The organism is Microcystis sp. 49638_E5 (assembly GCF_021300285.1).
Lineage (GTDB): Bacteria > Cyanobacteriota > Cyanobacteriia > Cyanobacteriales > Microcystaceae > Microcystis > Microcystis aeruginosa_C.
The window spans coordinates 1-14,687 of sequence record NZ_JAJTDH010000075.1; the positions used below are offsets into that span (position 1 = coordinate 1).

Genomic DNA, 14,687 nt, shown 5'->3' on the forward strand with positions numbered 1-14,687 from the left:
GACTAACTCTTTTGGTTAGAAAAAGATAAACTTGAGAATCTTAAGTCAAATTTATTGACTCAAAATCAGCTGTACTTAATTTAAATGAAACAGCCCTACCCTTGATAAGGGGGGTGCGGATAGGCGGGGGGATCTGATAGTTTTTAACGCCTACCTACTTATCTTTTAATCAATCCGAAAGGGACGAGCAGAGGGTGGACATTCCCGATAGGCGTTAATTGTAGCCAAAAAATCGATTGTAAAGCCTTTTATTGATCTCGTATAGTAGCCAAATAATTAAAAAACAGACAGAGATGAATAGCAAAGGTTTTTTAGTCAGTAAATTCGGCAAACTCCAGAATAGTTGCTGCGGTTGAGTGACTAGATACCAACTATTCAGCCGGAGAAAACGCCCTAGATAAATACCGATCGCACTTAAAAAATGGAGAGTTATTTCTAGGGGTAAAACTGCTGATTTTAGCTGACTTTGCTGACAATAACTTTTTAAATTAAGTAAGGAGAGAACGTATAGCTGAAAGCCAAGGAAAATAAAGACACTATACTGGGGGATTAAAACTAAAAAAATTAAACTTTTGGCGTAATCCTGCTGAAGATAGGCGATTAAATGAATGCTATCGGTGAGAATATAGGGAGCATTGGGTAAAAAAAGCACAAAAACTAAGAGAATTAACCACCAGAGTAGGGAACGATCGAGGGTAGTCCTAAATAGCCAAAAGCTGAGGATAAAGGGGATAAAGGCCAGAAAAGAATTCCAGACAATCCTCGCGGTACTAAGGTTAAATAATTGCCAAGCACTGTGCCACCAATCCCTAGTTAAAATCATCGTTAAATCTGCCCACATCATCCCTTAAATACCAGTCTCCTCTGGGGTTGATAAATATCCTAACCAATTTTTTAAAGATTCCGGGAAAGGGATTCTTTTTCTAGCGGTGGGATCGATGCACACATGGCGGGTTTTCGCTTTTCCCACCATGATTTCAGTCAAATAAATTTTATACTGCAATTGAAACTCGTTTTCGCTCAGGGATCGGGCAGTGAAATCAATCTCTATGCGATCACCACAAAAAAGAGGCCGAAAAAACTGGATTTCCGCTTGAGTAATCGGTAGGGCAACCGGAGAATCTTTAAAAAAATCCTTGATATTGATGCCAAATTGTGCTAAGGAAAACTCGTAGGCTTCATGACAGATCGAGAGAAGATGGGCAAAGTAAACCACACCGGCCGCATCGGTATCGGCCAGATAAATTAGGCGTTCATAGGACATAAAAAGCTTATTGTCTTTCTAGAAAGGTTAAACTATCTTGTAGTTGTCTTAACTCGTCCCGATGGGCTTTGACAGTTAATTCCGTTTGCTGAGATTTGCTTTCTACTTTAAAAGCCACTTCTTCTAAACGGCCGACTTTTTGCCAATAGAAAACACCGGCGAGGGGAGATAAAGCCACAAGAGCAAAAATATAGGGATTAGTATCGGGAAATAACACCGATAACACCAGTGAGAAGCAAAATAAACCCAAGGCTGCCAAAATTGTCAAAAATATCGCTAGAAAGGGGCTAGGCGGCACAAAACCCTGTAATCTGACAATATTCTGTTCGGGTTCAATCGCCTTGACTTGATAGGAACGTCGGTCAAAATAATTTCGCAGTTGTTCTAATAGTTGGTCGTCACTGGTACTGGTAAGATAGACACGCTGTTCGATACGCTCTTTGACGGAACCGCGAATAAAAAAGAATAATCCCACCATGAGCAGGAGAGTCAGAAAAAAAGTTGAGGAGAGAACGGGGGTATCCATGGCGGCGGTTAGGAGCGAAAAAACTTACAATTAATCCTAATTATCCTAACCTATCTTCTCCCCCGATTTAGAAGATAGACCCTAGGAGCAAAACCTCGATCGAGAATCAGAAAAATTTAACCCCAAGGCAGATTCATGGGCAACAATCTATTAACAGGATTAATCGAACCCTTACAGTATAGTTTCATGCAGAGATCCCTAATTGAAGCTATCATCGTCGGGATCATCTGTGCGGTGGTGGGAACCTACCTGATGGTACAACGTTTGGCCCTCTTGGGCGATGCCATCAGTCACTCGGTCTTACCCGGATTAGCGATCGCTTTTATTGGTAATTTTAATCTTTTACTGGGTGCTTTACTAGCCTCAATGGTCAGTACCCTACTGATTAACTTAATCCGTAATCGTTCCCCAATCAAAGAAGATGCGGCCATGGGTATCGTTTTCTCGGCTTTTTTCGCCCTTGGCATCACCCTGATCACTCTCATCCAAAAAAACAACAAAATTGACCTTAATCACTTTCTCTTCGGCAATATTCTCGGTGTTACTGCTGCGGACATTCGCGATACCCTAATTATTGCCGTTATCGTTTTATTAACCGTTTTGCTCCTGTATAAAGAACTATTATTCTACACTTTCGACAAAATCGGGGCGCAAGCGGCGGGTTTACCGGTAAATTTATTAGATTTAGGCTTAATGCTCCTGATCGGCCTGACAATCGTTGCTAGTCTCCAAGCGGTGGGAGTAATCCTCGTTTTGTCCCTTTTGATTACCCCAGCAGCCACTGCTTATCTTTTAGTTACCCGTCTTCATCAAGTCATGGGTTTAGGTGTGGGTGTGGGTATTATTTCTAGTATCAGTGGGATGTATTTAAGTTATTACTGGAATTTACCCTCCGGACCGGCGATCGTGCTTGTCGCTTTTACCCTATTTATGTTGGCCTTTTTATTCAGTCCCCGTCAAGGAATTTTCACTCATCCCGCTAGTCTAGGTGGTCAACTTTCTATCTGGGTAGAGATGAAAAATTTGTTGAGACGGCGTTAGTTTGCAGGAGAAGGTGGTAGTGACCAAAAAAAGCGGACGGCCGAGATAACTGCGATAATTTGCCAGATTTTTCGAGGCTCTTACCCTGATATTGTGTTAATTTTATCGTTTCATATTGTACTTAAGCGACATACCAGACCACAGCATTAGGTTAATTCTTCCCCACAAGAATCTGATATTGGAAAATAGCCATTTGACCTCTTGTATTGGGTAGCTCTTGGATTCATTAGCCTGTACAGCTAGTCTCCGCTAATTTCTACCAATGTCTCACCAGCAGCTAAAAGTTCTAAAGCCCTGGGTAAAGTCTCACTCAAGATTTCACGCAACCGGGCATTAGAGGTATTGTCACAAGTCAGCCAAATAATTTGTGGGGGCGAACCAAGTCGCTCAACTAAATCTACAAAATCGCTGTCTTTGGTCATTAGGATAGCTCTTTGAGCTTTTGCAACCTGAAAGATTTCAGTATCTTCAGCATCTCTCAGTCCAAGATCACGCAAAGCCACAGCTTCAATCTCAAGTGTAGTGCTAATCCAGGTTGCAATTGCAGGAGACAAATGTGCGTCAACCCAAATTGTCATGCCACTAAAACCGGGTGATTAAGCTTCCGCGAGGCATATAAAAGCGCTGCTTTCAAATCATCTGCCTCAAGATCAGGCATTTCATCTAGAATTTCTCTCGCGCTTAAACCTGCCGCAAATAGATCTAACACATCTGATACCCGGATTCTCATTCCTCGAATACAGGCACGACCACCGCACTGCCGAGGATTAACTGTAATTCTTGAAAGCAATTCCGCCATTACAAGGTAGCTCTTACGATCTTTACCTTTATTGTGAACTAGAGTGCTAAAAGTTTCAACAAAATAGGGTAGGCATAGCCCACCTTGTCAATTATGAAAAATTTTGACATCCTCACCGCCGGGGCCGAACGATGATTCCTCACCACCTTTTTGGATATGATCAATTTATTCTCGCACCTCTAGAAGTTTAAGCCATGTCACTCGCTGAGTTAATTCCTCTGGTCAACAATCTGAGCCAGTCAGACAAATGATCACTCTTTAAACTCCTAGCCACACAAATCCCAGACGCTGAACTACAAGTCATCTTCTCGGCATCAGAGTACCCAATTTGGTGGCCCTACGACGCAACAGCAGCAGCAAACATCCTGGGGCAGATGATTCAGGATGACCAAGGGGCATCTGCTCATGCCTAGTACAGTTGAGTTTCCCTTTTCTGAGGATAACGCATTACCGACCAGAACCTTGATCCCAAGCGGCGATCGCTCTGATAACATGAGCTACTTTATCATTCTGCCTCAAAATTGTTTTTTATTGGTCGGCAATAATTGTCTTCTTTTTTTGATTTTGTACGGTAAGTTTGGAACAATCATATTTAAAAAGGCAGAAAATCTTCATCAAGAATTTGCTCCAGCGATAGTCCCCACTCTCAGGCTCAATGACAATAAACCAGTCATAATATTCCCCTGCTAATTGTGGATAAACGCGGTCAAAAATCTCTCGACAACGCCGAGCTAAAGCTTTATCCTCAGCCTCAATTTTCGCTATTTCTTCAGCAGAAAGGCGATGTTGATGAGGAAAAATCGAACTTCCCAGAGGAACTTTTCGAGAGGTTATTTGGCTCATTTTGGCTAATTTTTGCCCAGTGGGGACAAATTTAACTAGAGACAGAGAGAAGAAAAGAGCCTGTTGTGTTTCGGAAATGACTATCGTTCAGGAGAAGTCATTCTTTGATTATTCTAACGATTTCTGCATCTAGTCGGAGCCGTTTTTTTCAGGACAATCGCCACTCTCCACCCAGCCCAATATTGGGAGTAATAAGCTAAATCCCGTCATATAATTGGAAAGGAGAATGGCAACATTAGAGGCTGAGGCGAGGGGAAACAGATGAAGGGCGATCCGGCTGTATTGAAGAAAGTGTCTGTCAGTCTTCCTTTTGGTATTGGTTCAGCCGAATGGGAGGCAGATCCGACTGAGAGAAGGGCTGCATGGTCACTTTATGTGGAATTGGTGACTCGCATTGCTGTAGAGCCACTGGAGGGTGAAGAAGGGCTGCTGCGTGAGGCTTTGAACTCCCTGTATAGTTTATTTGGGACAACCGGCGAGATTCTCAAGGAAGCTGGTCCCGATGTGGGGGCTTCTCGCAATTCAGTGGGCGGTATTGCGATCGCTGTCCTGAATCGGGGGTTGCGCCGTTTTCTAGCCAAGTGGCATCCTCGCTTACAGGTTTGGGAAGCGAAGCGTCCTGCTGATGTCAGTCCCAAGGAATACGAGCAGCAATGGACAGAAGAACCTGAATTGCGAAGGGAGTTAGAGGCTCTCAGGCAGGATTTAAGTCGGTATGCACTGGCTCTAGCAGAGATTGCTGGGGTTGAAAATTAGATTAGGAGTTTCTGGGAATGTCTATTTTTATTAGCTACAGTCGTCAAGACCAAGCCTATGTAAATAAGCTGCTAGAGGCTCTTACAAAGCACGAATTGCCCTGGTGGTTAGATAACAAAATTGACTACGGGGATAAATGGCCAAGAGTGATTGAAGAAAACCTCAGAAAAAGTCAGGTTTTTATGCTGGTGATGTCTCCTCGCTCTAAAAACTCTCATTGGGTAAACTGCGAACTGGCTCTTGCTTTAGAGTTAAAAAAGCCCATTTTCCCCCTTTTGTTAGAGGGTAGCCGTTGGCTAGAAGTTGGAATAATTCAGACAGTTGATATACAGGGGGGAAAACTGCCGCCTGCTAGTTTTTTTGATAGAGTTCGATCTGAATTAGGAAGTGAGTTTACGGTTCGCTCTCCTCGTAATGAAGTAGAATTGAAAAGTAAAAGGGGCATTAACTACACCAAACTTCGTGACTTGCTAGCAGCAGGAAAATGGAAGGAAGCAGACGAAGAAACAGGTAAAGTCATGTGTCAGGCGGCTGGTCGAACAAGCTCAGGATGGTTAAGAATAGAGGATATCGATAGCTTTCCCTGTGAAGATTTACGGATAATCAATCAACTCTGGCTACATTACAGTAATGGCAATTTTGGCTTCAGCATCCAGAAAGAAATTTATGAGAGTCTTGGGGGGAAGAGAGAGTATAATGAGGAGATATGGCAAGAATTCGGTGATAGCGTCGGCTGGAAAGAAGGAGGAAATTGGTTGAACCGCCATAACCTAAACTTCTCACAAAATGCCGTCCAAGGTCACCTCCCTGCTTTTGGATTAGGGAAAAGTATTGGTTTAATAATCATTCCAACTAAGAAGAATTTTTTCTTCTCTTCTCTCGTACAAAGACTTGTAACTTGTAAGATATAGCAACTTCAGGCAATTTGTCAAGCTTAGTTTTGGAGATTTCTAGAACGAAAACATAGGCTTTTTCCCAATTTGTTCAGTTCTTAATCTATTAATCAAAAAATTCGGTGAAAGAAAGGAGTATAAATTGGATGCTTACCTACAAAGCAATGTATAAATTTCTGGAACAGGGAGTCCATGGAGAAGTCTTGGATTTCCCTGGCGTGATTTCCTGGGGAAATGATCTAGCAGCAGTACGCCGTTCCTTAGCCAGTGCGCTGGTGGACATGGCAGAAGTTAATATATCTAGGGGGGAATCCTTACCCTTGCCTAATGAGTTGTTAACAGACCCAGAAGCGGATTTAGAAGAACCAATTTATCTAATATTTTCTGCATCAACCCATGTCCAAATTGTACCGACTTTGATAGCCTCATGAAGCGTCGAGATTTGTTGCGTTATCTCAGTCAACAGGGTTGTCAATTGGTACGAGAAGGAAGTGAACATTCCATCTGGGAAAATCCACTCAATGGTCGGCGCACAGCCATCCCTCGACATAGAGAAATTGTAGAGTTTACTGCTGTGAGAATTTTTCGTCAGTTGGAGATACCAGAACCTTGATAACAAGGTGCGATCGCAGACTACAATCAAGCCATTAAAATCAAACCTGACTTTGCTGATGCCTACAACAATCGCGGGATTGCCAAGAAAAACTTAGGAGACAAGCAAGGTGCGATCGCAGACTACAATCAAGCCATTAAAATCAAACCCGACTATGCTCATGCCTACCGCAATCGCGGGTTTGCCAAGAAAAACTTAGGAGATTACCAAGGTGCGATCGCAGACTACAATCAAGCGGCACAACTTTACTCGCAGCAAGGCAATATGGAAGAGTATCGTAAGGCTCTCGACAGGATCAAAAATCTTGAAAAAGGATTTTGGGGAAGGTTGTTCTCGTGAAAAATGGTTGTTACTGAAATTAAAAAATCAAAATAAAGGACTGATGAATTAATCTATAATGCAAGAGAAAGAAGCTATTAGCGGAAGGTTATTTGAACCATCTAAAGCGGGAGGTAAAATTCTTAAATTATCCTATCAAGAAATAAAAAACTAGGCTATCCCACTGGACAGCCACCCGATCCCGATCTGGCTTACAAATTGTGGAATAATGCTCACACAGCAACCCTTGAAGATTATGGTTTAAAAGAAGGATTTGGCGTTTTATTTCACCCAAGTATAGAGGATTAATCATGAAAGATACCGTACAGTTAACCCAACTTGAATTGGTGCTTCTCCAATTAGTTGAAAAAGGAAAAGGAAAATGGAGTTGGTACGAATTAGCTAACGCACTTTCCCGCCGAGATGTTCCTAGCCGTAGCGTGTGGATCTGAGAAGGGAACAGGGGGTCTTTGGTCGATTCTCGTTTTTTCTTCTCTCGCGCAAAGACTCGTAACCTGTAAGATATAACAACTTCAGGCAATTTGTCAAGCTTAGTTTTGGAGATTTATAGAACGAAAACATAGGCTTTTTCCTACTTCAATACCTGGCACTGGTTGCTGTCATCAAGCTATCGGTTTCCAGTAGTAAGCTACTTTGCAGATAAGTCAACTTTTAATTCTCGCTCTTCTACTATTATTTACCCCTCATCAATAAACGGGTTTTTAATATTTAAACCAGAAATACCCTTAAAATCATCAACATTTCTAGTGACCAAACATCCATTTTGGCTCAATGTTGTTGCGGCAATAATGGCATCGGGAATCTTGATTTTATACTGTCGTTTCAGTTGAATAGTCAGATATTCAATTTCTCTCAATATGGGAATTAATTCAAACTGTGAGAGTAAATCTTCAATTATCTGCTCTTCTTCCTTAGACAAAGTAGGAAAACTGAGTAACTCAATTCTGACAATTGGTGAGATAAAAATCTGATGCAAACTCAAAAAAGCTTGGGAGAAAAAAGAAGTAACTATATCGTCATCGGCTAAATAATAAATAAAAATATTGGTATCATAGACGTATTTCATCCATCCCACTCCCGACGAAGAGACTCTACATGAGATAGCATTGCCGCTTTTTTATCCTTAAGAATACCTTTGGCTTTAACCACCTTTTGATAATCTTTTTGCCAAAGCTGAAGCAGTGAATCTGGCACGTCTGCTGTAATAAAATTTTCATCTTCAGCAATCAGATAATTCCTTGGTATTTTAATCAGTGGCAAAGCTTTTCTCCTAATACCAAACAGTATTTAATGTCTCTCTCTGTCATAGACTATCATTATATATCATCCTTTCCTCATGAATCCCTGACCTCCCAGAAAAATCCAATCATCGCGGCGGTAATCCAAAAATAGTAATAAGTAAAGACTGTAACCAATTAATCGATGCTTGAGTTTGCTCGACCGTCATCCGATTTCTTCTTTCTGCGACTAGGAGAGTATTGACAATCTCTAAAGACCAAATTTCGGGAACAAATGCTTCGGCGTTTGGCATTATGTCTAATACTGCGTTAGCATAATCGTTATCTTCATCGACCAAACATCAGCTAATTGCTACCAAACAATCTAAAACGAACTCAATCAAAACCGCCTCCCTTCTTCTCGCATGGCACGAATTTCACTTTTAGGTAAAGCTACAGTTTTTTGAAGGCGGCGCATTCCTGAAATAGCTTGGGTAATAGATTGCTCTACTACTGGGTTGCCCCAGGCATTATAGCGAGGTTTTCTTTCCTCTTTTCTACTTGCTAAATCTTCACTGACTTCTTGAACCGCTTCAACGGTTACTGTAACATTTACTTCAGTGTCTTTAAAATCGGACGGTATATCTAAATGTAAGATTCCATCTCTACCAATCTGAGAACGTAGTTTAATTGTTGGCATATTAAAACCTCGTATATTCTTATCCTTTTGCCCCTTTATAAGCAGTAAAACGTAGTAAAACGTAGGGCGCGTTAGAATACAAAAATTGCTGCTTTGACTCGAAGGTGACAATCCGTCGTAAAACACCACCTCTCATCAACATTTACTCATACCGGCGGTTACGTTTGCGGATAATCCAGAGGATAAACCAGATAACCAGGACAAGTAGGGCGATTTTTGACACAGGAGCCAGATATTCTTCCACAAGGGGGTAATTTTTCCCTAAAAAGTAACCTGCTGCCGTTAAAAAAACGACCCAGAGGGTCGTGCCGATGGTGGAGTAAACTAAAAAGGGAATCATCGCCATGTGATTCATCCCGGCGGGTAGGGAAATCAAAGTTCGTACTCCGGGGACCAAACGACAGAGTAAAACCGCTTTACTACCGTGACGGTTAAACCATTGATTTGCTTTTTGAATATCTTTAGCGGAAACGGTAATCCATTTGCCGTATTTATCGGCTAGTTTTTCGATTTTTTCCTCATCCACAACCCGACCGAGATAATACCAAGGTAGTGCTCCGACTACGGTTCCGACAATCCCCGCTACCACTGCCGGAATAAATTCCATTTGTCCCTCATGGACGGTAAAACCCGCTAGGGGCATAATTAATTCCGAGGGAATGGGAGGAAAAAGATTCTCTAAAAACATTAATAGGGCTATGCCTAAATAGCCCATGGAAGTCATTGTATTTGTAATCCATTCAGTCATATTTTTTTAGGATTTAGAAAACAGTTTTAAAGTAAAAAAAGGGAGTGGGAAGTAGGAAGTAGGAATTATGAATTATGAATTATGAATTATGAAGTGGCGGGTACTGACTCCTGACTCCTGACTCATGACTCCTAACTCCTGAAAACTGAAAACTGAAAACTGATAACTGATAACTGATAACTGATAACTGAAAACTGATAACTGATAACTGATAACTGATAACTGATAACTGATAACTGATAACTGATAACTTATATTAGGTTCCGGAAGTCCAGGAGTTGATATATTCTAATTGGGCTTCGGTGAGAGTATCGATTTCAATCCCCATGGCTTGCAGTTTCAAGCGGGCGATTTCTTGGTCTAATTCGTAGGGAATCGAGTAGATGCCGGGGGCCAATTTACCTTGATTTTTAACCAAGTATTCTACACCGATCGCCTGGTTAGCGAAACTCATATCCATAACGGCGCTAGGATGACCTTCGGCGGCTGCCAGGTTAACTAGGCGACCTTCACCGATAACAACGACGGATTTACCGCTTTTTAGTCTATATTGTTGGGTAAAGTTGCGAACTTCCTTGACATTATCGGCTTTTGCGCCTAAAGCTTGCAGGTCGATTTCAATATCAAAGTGACCGGAGTTGGAAACAATCGCCCCATCTTTCATCAGGTCGAAATGTTCGGCCCGGATAACGTGCTTGTTACCAGTGACAGTGATGAAGATATCGCCTTCTTTAGCGGCTTCATCCATGGGCATAACCCGGAAACCGTCCATCGCTGCTTCAATGGCCCGCACGGCGTTGATTTCGGTGACAATTACATTAGAGCCTAAACCTTTGGCCCGCATAGCCACACCTTTACCACACCAACCATAACCAGCCACAACCACCGTTTTACCGGCGAGGAGGATATTGGTGGCGCGAATGATACCATCAAGGGTAGATTGACCTGTACCGTAGCGATTATCAAAGAAATGCTTGGTTTCTGCGTCGTTAACGTTCATTGCGGGGAAGGATAACACCCCGGCTTTGAGCATGGCTTGCAAACGGACGATACCGGTGGTAGTTTCTTCGGTAGTACCGATAATGTCGGGTAATTGGTGACTTCTTTCTTTAACTAGGGTGGCTACTACATCACAACCATCATCGATGATAATCTGGGGTTTATGATCGAGGGCGATTTGAACGTGACGGTGATAGGTGTCGTTATCTTCCCCTTTGATTGCATAAACGGGGATGCCGTAATCAGCGACTAAACAAGCGGCCACATCATCCTGGGTGGAAAGGGGATTACTAGCAATTAGTAACGCATCGGCGCCACCGGCTTTTAGTGCGATTGCCAAATTAGCGGTTTCGGTGGTAACGTGACAGCAAGCGACTAAACGCAGTCCAGCAAAGGGTTTTTCGATGGCGTAACGTTCGGCTAATTGACGCAAAACTGGCATTTCCCGACCGGCCCATTCGATGCGCTGTTTGCCGATGGGGGCTAAACTAATATCTTTAATGTCGTATTTCTGTTGAACTGGTGTTGCTACCATAAGGGGTTTTCCTTAAATACAAGCCTTGGCTATTGGTTAATTTAACTTAACATTGTCCGGGGATTTTGGCCAATGTCAAGCTTTTCACTGGTTTTTTATATAGGAAAAAGTTATCAATCCCTCGCTGACCTATCCAGAACTCAGTACATTGTCTCTATTTTGGGTAATTATATAGTACAAATAAACTATTATGTAGCTCAATTAAGCTAGAAATCTCTATCTCTTGATGATAAGATGAACTGATAGGCGACAAACTGACAGGCATTAATCCCAAGATAATCCAGTGGGCAAGAGAAAGGGCGACATATTCTCTTGAGTCTGTGGCGGTCAAGTTTAAAAAAGATGTTTCTGTTATCGAGAAATGGGAGCCAGGAGAGGACTTTCCTGCTTATAGTCAATTGGAAAAGTTAGCAGAAATATATAAACGTCCTCTCGCTTTATTCTTTTTCCGAGAACCTCCCCTAGAAGCGGAGGAAAAACAAGAATTTAGAACTTTGCCAGACTTTGAAATCGAAAATTTGGCTGCCGATACTATCTATGCTTTACGACAAGCAAAAGCGTCGAGTTCGTTTTCATCCTTTAACTACCAGCATAGAAGACAGTGGTTATCTCATAACTCACCATTAAGATAACTGCTATAAGTATCGTCCGGGGTTTGACTCGGTGTCAAAACAAGTTTCAGCTAATTTAATTAAAGTGGTTCGATTAATCTTCCCTTGGAGACTTTTTGGTATCTCTGGTAATTTTATCCAATGTTTCGGCAGTTTATAATTGACTAATTTATCTTTAATCTGGGATTGAATAATTGTCTGGCATATCTGAGAGTTGACGGGTACATAAAAAGCCACAATTACCTGTCCCCATCGAGAATCTGGCAATCCTAAAACCACCACATCTTTAACTAAATTAGTTTGTCTAATGGCAGTTTCTACCTCAAAAGGATAAACATTTTCTCCTCCGGTAATTATTTTTTGACTATCGCGGCCAATGATATATAAATAACCACTTTCATCCAAGTAACCTAAATCATCGGTCTCGAAGTAGCTTGCTTGATTAAGATGGGGATAATAACCTAAAAATAAAGATTTCGCTTCAATAATAATTTTCTGGTTATCGGGATTAATTTTTATCTGAGCATGGGGTAATAGCTGTCCACTACTATTATTGCCTCGTCGAAAATCTTCTGGTTTAAGAGTGACAATTTGTGAGGCAGTTTCCGTCATTCCATAGGTGGGAGACAGAGGAATATTATATTCTCTAGCTTTTTCTAGTAAAGATGGCCATGCAGGGGAACCTCCTAGTAAAACTGTTTTAAAATTGGCTAACCATCGAGGATCATTTTCTAGAAAAAATTGTAATTGAGTGGGAACTAAGGAGATAAAATAATCTTGAAGATTGAGAGTATTTATGCGCTTTTGCTTGATTTTATGGTAAGGAATAACAGCAAAATATCCCCCTGTTAAAAAACTTCTTAGAAACTGCATTAAACCACTAACATGATATAAGGGCAGTAAGCAAAAAGAGTTAACCTGCTTGACTTGAAAATATTCAGAAAAACCTTTGACAGAAGCAGTTAAAGTTAACCAGTTATGGATAGCAAAGCGAATTTTTCCCGATGTTCCTCCCGTGGGTATCATCAGAGAATTAGTCCCAGGATTGACAGGAGGAGAATTATAGTTAAAAACCTTGATATTTTCGCCCAAAATATAATCGGGTTGCATCAGAGAGAAAACCTGTTGCCATTCGTTAGTTTTCCAGTCGGGATTAGCTAGAAATAGGCAACTTTTGGCACTGACGGCAGCCAAGAATATCGCTAAGAATTTAATGGGATTGCCTTCGGACAGAAGTATAGTTAATCGAGGATTATCTGCGGCGATAAATTGCCGAGAATAGGAATGATATAATTGATAAAATTTCTGGCTATTGTATCCATATAACCAATCTTTTTGACTGAGATATGCTAATTGTTTGCTGATGTCTTCCACAGTTTTTCTAACCAATCGGGGTCACTATTATTAAACCATTGTTGCACACCAAAACCTAAAGCCCGCTCCTTTCTGGGGTATTCTTGGGCTAGACGTAAAGCGGATTTTCTGCCGATATTAGTTTCTAAAACGGAGGAAAATACTAAATCTAAGGGATATTTTCCCCAGAGATTTCTTAACCCTTGTATTGAACCAGTAATAGCAGGTTTAATCACAAAAATTCCCCGCCATCCCTGTTGATAACATTCCTCTATTTGTCGAAGATTGGCCACCGATTCATCTAAAGCAATCCCCGTGGTAAAATCTTGACTTAATTGCAACATTTCCGCTAATTGAGATGGGGGTAAAGGTTGTTCGATAAATTCAATTATTTTAGATTCATCGGCAATTTTTAACCAGATTCTACTGTCAGTAATACTTAATCCCCCATTGGCATCTAAACGCAATTTAATTTCCCTGGGTAATCGGGTAATTAATTTTTCAAATAAGTTTAACTCTTGCTTGAGAGAATTGACTCCAATTTTCCATTTATAAGTATTAGTTTGATTGGCGGCTAAAATATCATCCAGACAGGGAAATACTGCCGCACCAGTGGGCAATAAATAACTATAATTTTTCGGTTCTAATTCTATTGATTGATTTTCTATACTTAAATCTTCTAAAGCTGATTCAAAGGCAAATTGACAAGCGGGAAATTGTTCAGGAATAGAAAAAATTGAATTTATTGATAGGGGATTTTCGAGACTTTGACAAAATAATATTGCTGCCGATAATGTTTCCGAACCAAATTCAGGTAAAGGAGCAATTTCTCCCCATCCAATACGTCCATCTTCAGCTTCTAAGCGAATAATAATTCCTTCCCTAATTTGCCATAGTCTGTGATGGGTTTGTAGGGGACGCAGCAAAGGACGCTGATAAACACGAAATTGCCAGAAATACATGATTAACTATAAGTAGTCGTGAAAAATTAATTTTCTAGTTGAGATAGGAGACCTTTTAGTGTTCAGTAATCAGTGAAAGGCTGCAGCTCAATTTTATAGAAATATCTATATCATATTTTGGGCTTGTAAGTAAGTAATCTCAATTAATTGTTAGGGAGGCACAATTATTTTTAGGATGAGTTAGCGGTAGCTTAACATGAGCAGGCGTTGGGTTTCATGCTTCAAACCAACCTACGTTCTTTATAGAGTTTGTCAGCGAAACGTTTTTTGTCTTAAAGTCCAGACAACAGGTTTCTCCGAGAAACCCGTTTTCTAGGTATTGACGGTTGTTGGGTTCATGAGCTGCCTAACGCACCCTACAAGCTGTATTAAGATTAAACTAATACAAGTATATCAGAGGCGGTAAGAGTGGGTTTAGAACTAAGAGTTGCAATTTGAATGGCTGCTATTGTACCTGTCCCGTCCCCATCAAAAAATAGGTCTCCAGT

Annotated in this window: 21 protein-coding genes and 1 pseudogene; 8 read left to right on the forward strand and 14 right to left on the reverse strand. The window is 41.1% G+C overall.

Annotated features, from left to right (window positions below; all coding sequences use genetic code 11):
- Positions 1-214 precede the first annotated feature (214 nt).
- From LW728_RS17895 to LW728_RS17905, 3 genes are read right to left on the reverse strand one after another with little or no spacing between them, the layout of a single operon-like run.
- Entirely contained in the window at positions 215-844 is a 630-nt protein-coding gene (locus tag LW728_RS17895) for a DUF1361 domain-containing protein (protein WP_287767480.1), read from the reverse strand.
- 3 nt (positions 845-847) lie between these two features.
- Positions 848-1,264, reverse strand: a complete 417-nt coding sequence (locus LW728_RS17900) for an acyl-CoA thioesterase (RefSeq protein ID WP_287767482.1) — start codon at positions 1,262-1,264, stop codon at positions 848-850.
- Between the two features lie 7 nt (positions 1,265-1,271).
- A complete protein-coding gene (locus LW728_RS17905; protein ID WP_002801877.1) occupies positions 1,272-1,790 on the reverse strand; it encodes a cofactor assembly of complex C subunit B in 519 nt (172 codons plus the stop codon).
- A gap of 135 nt (positions 1,791-1,925) precedes the next feature.
- On the opposite strand from LW728_RS17905, the gene LW728_RS17910 reads away from it, so the two are divergent.
- On the forward strand, positions 1,926-2,831 hold the full coding sequence (locus LW728_RS17910; protein ID WP_002732770.1) for a metal ABC transporter permease: 906 nt from the start codon (positions 1,926-1,928) through the stop codon (positions 2,829-2,831).
- A 239-nt stretch (positions 2,832-3,070) separates the two neighbouring features.
- Here the strand turns inward: LW728_RS17910 and LW728_RS17915 are convergent, their stop codons facing one another.
- From LW728_RS17915 to LW728_RS17925, 3 genes are all read right to left on the reverse strand, one after another.
- On the reverse strand, positions 3,071-3,409 hold the full coding sequence (locus LW728_RS17915) for a DUF5615 family PIN-like protein (RefSeq protein WP_287767484.1): 339 nt from the start codon (positions 3,407-3,409) through the stop codon (positions 3,071-3,073).
- Positions 3,406-3,630: a DUF433 domain-containing protein gene (locus LW728_RS17920; RefSeq protein WP_002734651.1), complete on the reverse strand. Its 225-nt coding sequence runs from the start codon at positions 3,628-3,630 to the stop codon at positions 3,406-3,408. The genes LW728_RS17915 and LW728_RS17920 overlap by 4 nt, the downstream gene beginning before the upstream one ends.
- A 528-nt stretch (positions 3,631-4,158) precedes the next feature.
- On the reverse strand, positions 4,159-4,473 hold the full coding sequence (locus LW728_RS17925) for a hypothetical protein (RefSeq protein ID WP_002755562.1): 315 nt from the start codon (positions 4,471-4,473) through the stop codon (positions 4,159-4,161).
- Between the two features lie 261 nt (positions 4,474-4,734).
- On the opposite strand from LW728_RS17925, the gene LW728_RS17930 reads away from it, so the two are divergent.
- The 6 genes from LW728_RS17930 to LW728_RS17955 all read left to right on the forward strand — a co-directional run bounded on the left by LW728_RS17930 (position 4,735) and on the right by LW728_RS17955 (position 7,505).
- Positions 4,735-5,229, forward strand: a complete 495-nt coding sequence (locus LW728_RS17930; RefSeq protein WP_287668223.1) for a hypothetical protein — start codon at positions 4,735-4,737, stop codon at positions 5,227-5,229.
- A gap of 17 nt (positions 5,230-5,246) precedes the next feature.
- Positions 5,247-6,140 (forward strand): GUN4 domain-containing protein, encoded by an 894-nt coding sequence (locus tag LW728_RS17935; RefSeq protein WP_287668220.1) that lies wholly within the window; start codon positions 5,247-5,249, stop codon positions 6,138-6,140.
- Between the two features lie 128 nt (positions 6,141-6,268).
- Entirely contained in the window at positions 6,269-6,553 is a 285-nt protein-coding gene (locus tag LW728_RS17940) for a type II toxin-antitoxin system HicB family antitoxin (protein WP_002734253.1), read from the forward strand.
- Positions 6,550-6,735 (forward strand): type II toxin-antitoxin system HicA family toxin, encoded by a 186-nt coding sequence (locus LW728_RS17945; protein ID WP_002734683.1) that lies wholly within the window; start codon positions 6,550-6,552, stop codon positions 6,733-6,735. Before LW728_RS17940 ends, LW728_RS17945 begins: the two co-directional genes overlap by 4 nt.
- 12 nt (positions 6,736-6,747) lie before the next feature.
- Complete coding sequence (locus tag LW728_RS17950; protein WP_287668228.1) at positions 6,748-7,074, forward strand: tetratricopeptide repeat protein; 327 nt, start codon at positions 6,748-6,750, stop codon at positions 7,072-7,074.
- A 290-nt stretch (positions 7,075-7,364) separates the two neighbouring features.
- Positions 7,365-7,505 (forward strand): hypothetical protein, encoded by a 141-nt coding sequence (locus LW728_RS17955; protein WP_164502940.1) that lies wholly within the window; start codon positions 7,365-7,367, stop codon positions 7,503-7,505.
- Between the two features lie 245 nt (positions 7,506-7,750).
- Here LW728_RS17955 and LW728_RS17960 read toward each other — a convergent pair whose 3' ends face one another.
- The 6 genes from LW728_RS17960 to ahcY all read right to left on the reverse strand — a co-directional run bounded on the left by LW728_RS17960 (position 7,751) and on the right by ahcY (position 11,273).
- A complete protein-coding gene (locus LW728_RS17960; protein ID WP_002801881.1) occupies positions 7,751-8,140 on the reverse strand; it encodes a type II toxin-antitoxin system VapC family toxin in 390 nt (129 codons plus the stop codon).
- On the reverse strand, positions 8,137-8,334 hold the full coding sequence (locus LW728_RS17965; protein ID WP_002789758.1) for a hypothetical protein: 198 nt from the start codon (positions 8,332-8,334) through the stop codon (positions 8,137-8,139). The genes LW728_RS17960 and LW728_RS17965 overlap by 4 nt, the downstream gene beginning before the upstream one ends.
- 106 nt (positions 8,335-8,440) lie before the next feature.
- Positions 8,441-8,605 carry a type II toxin-antitoxin system VapC family toxin gene (locus LW728_RS17970; RefSeq protein WP_223211133.1) on the reverse strand — a complete coding sequence of 55 codons (165 nt, stop codon included), beginning with the start codon at positions 8,603-8,605 and terminating at the stop codon, positions 8,441-8,443.
- 86 nt (positions 8,606-8,691) lie between these two features.
- A complete protein-coding gene (locus tag LW728_RS17975; RefSeq protein WP_002795863.1) occupies positions 8,692-8,991 on the reverse strand; it encodes a hypothetical protein in 300 nt (99 codons plus the stop codon).
- Between the two features lie 142 nt (positions 8,992-9,133).
- A complete protein-coding gene (locus tag LW728_RS17980; RefSeq protein WP_002755550.1) occupies positions 9,134-9,739 on the reverse strand; it encodes a DedA family protein in 606 nt (201 codons plus the stop codon).
- 256 nt (positions 9,740-9,995) lie between these two features.
- Positions 9,996-11,273 (reverse strand): adenosylhomocysteinase, encoded by a 1,278-nt coding sequence (gene ahcY, locus LW728_RS17985; RefSeq protein ID WP_002732258.1) that lies wholly within the window; start codon positions 11,271-11,273, stop codon positions 9,996-9,998.
- A gap of 242 nt (positions 11,274-11,515) precedes the next feature.
- On the opposite strand from ahcY, the pseudogene LW728_RS17990 reads away from it, so the two are divergent.
- A pseudogene (locus LW728_RS17990) lies at positions 11,516-11,833 on the forward strand (helix-turn-helix domain-containing protein); the annotation flags it as partial.
- 75 nt (positions 11,834-11,908) lie between these two features.
- On the opposite strand, the gene LW728_RS17995 reads toward LW728_RS17990, so the two are convergent.
- Together LW728_RS17995 and LW728_RS18000 are read right to left on the reverse strand one after the other, a co-directional pair.
- Complete coding sequence (locus LW728_RS17995) at positions 11,909-13,258, reverse strand: 2-succinylbenzoate--CoA ligase (protein WP_287767485.1); 1,350 nt, start codon at positions 13,256-13,258, stop codon at positions 11,909-11,911.
- Positions 13,234-14,199: an o-succinylbenzoate synthase gene (locus LW728_RS18000; RefSeq protein ID WP_287668211.1), complete on the reverse strand. Its 966-nt coding sequence runs from the start codon at positions 14,197-14,199 to the stop codon at positions 13,234-13,236. Before LW728_RS18000 ends, LW728_RS17995 begins: the two co-directional genes overlap by 25 nt.
- Between the last annotated feature and the right edge of the window lie 488 nt (positions 14,200-14,687).